Consider the following 3,140-nt stretch of genomic DNA (forward strand, 5'->3'; position numbering starts at 1 on the left):
CACCCATACCTCGGTTTTCAATGCGGTTCAGGCGGCTGGCGGCTGATGCACGGCACGCTTCCTTCTGCGTCTTACGCCATGCCTGATCCGGAGGAGGTTGCCGCCTATCATGCGCGCTCTCCCAAGCCATTGATGTGTGACGTGCTGCAACGGGCGAAGGAGGATGGCAGGACATTGATACAGCCGCGTTGCGGAGTCGGTGGGCAGAGCGAGATGATCGCTTTGCTTCGCCATCTGGATACTGAAGGCCATGCCGATCTGCTCACCCTGACAATCGACAGCCATACCCGGTTGACCCATTTCGACCGGGCCGCATGGCTGCTGGCCGAGTCGCCGGATCAATTGAACGGCTACCCGCTTGTGGCGCATGGCTGGGAGGCGGCGCGGGCTCTGAATGAGCAATTCGGAAAGCCAATCCAGATTCGGCACGGCTCGCCCGATGCGCGGACATTGTTCAATGTCAGCCTCTGTGCCGGATTCAGCAGCTTCGAAGGTGGTGGCATCAGCTATAACCTGCCCTATTGCAAGGATATTCCCCTCTCCTCCTCGCTTCGCGCATGGCAGGAGATTGACACTGTCTGCGGCCAGCTTGGCCAAATGTCAGCGCCCATCGACCGGGAATTCTTTGGCTCGCTGTCCGGCGTGCTCGTCCCGCCCTCAATTTCCCTTGCGGTGATCTTCCTCGAAGCAGCGCTGGCGGCGCAGGCAGGCTGCACCTGCCTTTCCCTTGCGATCCCGCAGAATGGGTCGGTGATTCAGGATACGGCCGCCTTGCGCTGTATACCACGGCTGGCAAGGTTGTACCTTCCGGACGAGGCGCAGGTTTTTCCTGTCCTACATCAGTTTATGGGCGTGTTTCCGAAGGAATTCGAAACTGCCGAGCAGATGATTTTCCTCGGCGGGCTCACGGCCCGGCTGGGCGGCGCGACCAAGACGATCACCAAGACCACGCAAGAGGCACAGGGTATTCCCGACGCGTCGGTCAACGCGGCCGGGCTGCGCACCACGCGGGTGGCTTTTGAGCCGCAATTCGGTCAGTTCACCGTCCCCGAAGACCGCCTGCAGGAGGAGATGTACTGGATCGAGCGCGAAACCCGCGAATTGCTAGATCCCATCATGGCCGAGCGCGATCTAATTGGTGCGATTGTCCGCGCTTTCCGCGAGGGTCGGCTTGACATTCCCTTTCCCTCCAATCGCGATGCCTGGGGCGCAACCTTGCCCGTGCGCGATCAGCACATTGCGGTCCGGTTCGCGAAGTTCGGCAACCTGCCGTTTTCCGAAGCAGTTCGAAAACGAAACGACGCCTGCCTGTCGCGGCGCGAGGTAGGCGATGTGAGTTATCTCGACGTCATCGACAGTATCTTCTGTTTTGCCGATCAGAAAATCGGACGCACCCCTTCCCATCCCACATCACAGGATCTTTCCCATGACCACACCAGAAAACGGTTCCGCAACTGACTATGTCGTCCGCGATATCGCCCTGGCAGCGCTGGGTCGGCGTGAAATCGACATCGCGGAAACCGAAATGCCCGGGCTGATGGCAATGCGGGAGCTTTACGGCGATGCCAAACCACTCAAGGGCGCCCGTATTGCCGGGTCCCTGCATATGACCATCCAGACTGCCGTCTTGATCGAAACCCTTGTCACGCTTGGCGCCGAGGTCCGCTGGGCGTCGTGCAATATTTTCTCGACGCAGGATCAGGCCGCAGCCGCCATCGCCGCCGCGGGCATTCCGGTTTTTGCGACCAAGGGTGAAACCTATGACGAATACTGGACCTATTGCGACAGCACCTTCGACTGGGGCAACGGTGAAACCGCGAACCTTATTCTGGATGACGGCGGGGACGCTACGGAAATCATTCTGCTTGGGGCCCGGGCTGAACTGAACCCCGAGTTGCTGGACAACCCGACCAACGACGAAGAGGTCTCGATGTTCAAGATCATGAAGCAAAGGATGGCCCGCGATCCAGGCTGGTATTCCAAGGTCTTGTCCAACCTGATCGGCGTTTCCGAAGAAACCACCAGCGGCGTCCGCCGCCTGAGGGCACTGGACAAGGAAGGCGCGCTGCCGTTCCCGGCGTTCAACGTCAACGACAGCGTGACCAAGTCCAAGTTCGACAACAAGTATGGCTGCCGAGAATCGCTGATCGACGCGATCCGTCGGGGCACCGACACGATGATCGCGGGCAAGGTCGCCGTGGTCTGCGGGTTCGGGGATGTCGGTAAGGGCGCGGCCCAGTCGCTGGCCGGGGCCGGTGCACGGGTTCTGGTCACCGAAGTCGATCCGATCTGTGCGTTGCAGGCCGCGATGGAGGGGTACGAAGTTGTGCGCCTGAGCGATGCGGCGCACCGTGCGGATATCGTGGTCACGACCACGGGCAACAAGGACGTTGTGACCGCCGAAGACATGCAAAAACTGCCGGACATGGCCATCGTGTGCAACATCGGCCATTTCGACAACGAAATTCAGGTCAAGAACCTGCGGAATTTCGAATGGATCACTGTCAAGGATCAGGTCCACATGATCAGGCTGCCCAGCGACAAGCGTCTCATTCTGCTGTCCGAAGGGCGTCTGGCCAACCTTGGCAACGCAACCGGGCATCCCAGCTTCGTGATGTCCACATCCTTCACAAATCAGGTTCTGGCGCAGATCGAATTGTTCACGAACAGGGACAAATACGAGCACAAGGTTTATGTCCTGCCCAAGCATCTTGACGAAATGGTAGCACGTCTGCATCTCGATCACGTGGGGGCGCAATTGACCGAGCTGAGCGAGGATCAGGCGAATTATATCGGTGTCGCGGCAACAGGGCCTTTCAAACCTGAAGAATATCGCTATTAAGGCGAAGTCAGAATAAACACTTCGCCCTTAGATGGATTAATCGCTTTGGACTATTCGGCCGCTTTCGTCTACATCCTGTCAGCCATCGCACTTCTGGGGTCTCCTGGCCCTGCGATCGCCTGTCTTTTGGCCGTCGGACGGGCTGAACCGGTTCCGATTGGAACCCGCTATCTTGCGGGGATGCTGGTTGGCCTTGCGACAGCGGCGGGAATCTGTGCCGCCGGTGTCGTGTCCGCCCGTGAAATTGCCCCGACGCTCTTTACATTCATGAGCATCGCGGCAGGCATCTACCTGATCT

At 59.1% G+C, this 3,140-nt stretch carries 3 protein-coding genes; all 3 read left to right on the forward strand.

Annotation, left to right across the window (positions count from 1 at the left end; all coding sequences use genetic code 11):
- Positions 1-1,458, forward strand: a 1,458-nt coding sequence (locus tag WBB85_RS03945; RefSeq protein WP_432637320.1) for a hypothetical protein, incomplete at its 5' end; no start/stop codon positions are given.
- The gene (gene ahcY / locus WBB85_RS03950) at positions 1,427-2,842 is read left to right on the forward strand and encodes an adenosylhomocysteinase (protein WP_432637321.1); all 1,416 of its coding nucleotides are present in this window, start codon (positions 1,427-1,429) and stop codon (positions 2,840-2,842) included. The genes WBB85_RS03945 and ahcY, both read left to right, overlap by 32 nt.
- A gap of 45 nt (positions 2,843-2,887) precedes the next feature.
- Positions 2,888-3,140: hypothetical protein (locus WBB85_RS03955; RefSeq protein ID WP_432637322.1), on the forward strand; the 253-nt coding region annotated here is incomplete at its 3' end.

Source organism: Albidovulum sp., from assembly GCF_049646345.1.
In the GTDB taxonomy this organism is placed as follows: Bacteria; Pseudomonadota; Alphaproteobacteria; order Rhodobacterales; family Rhodobacteraceae; genus Albidovulum.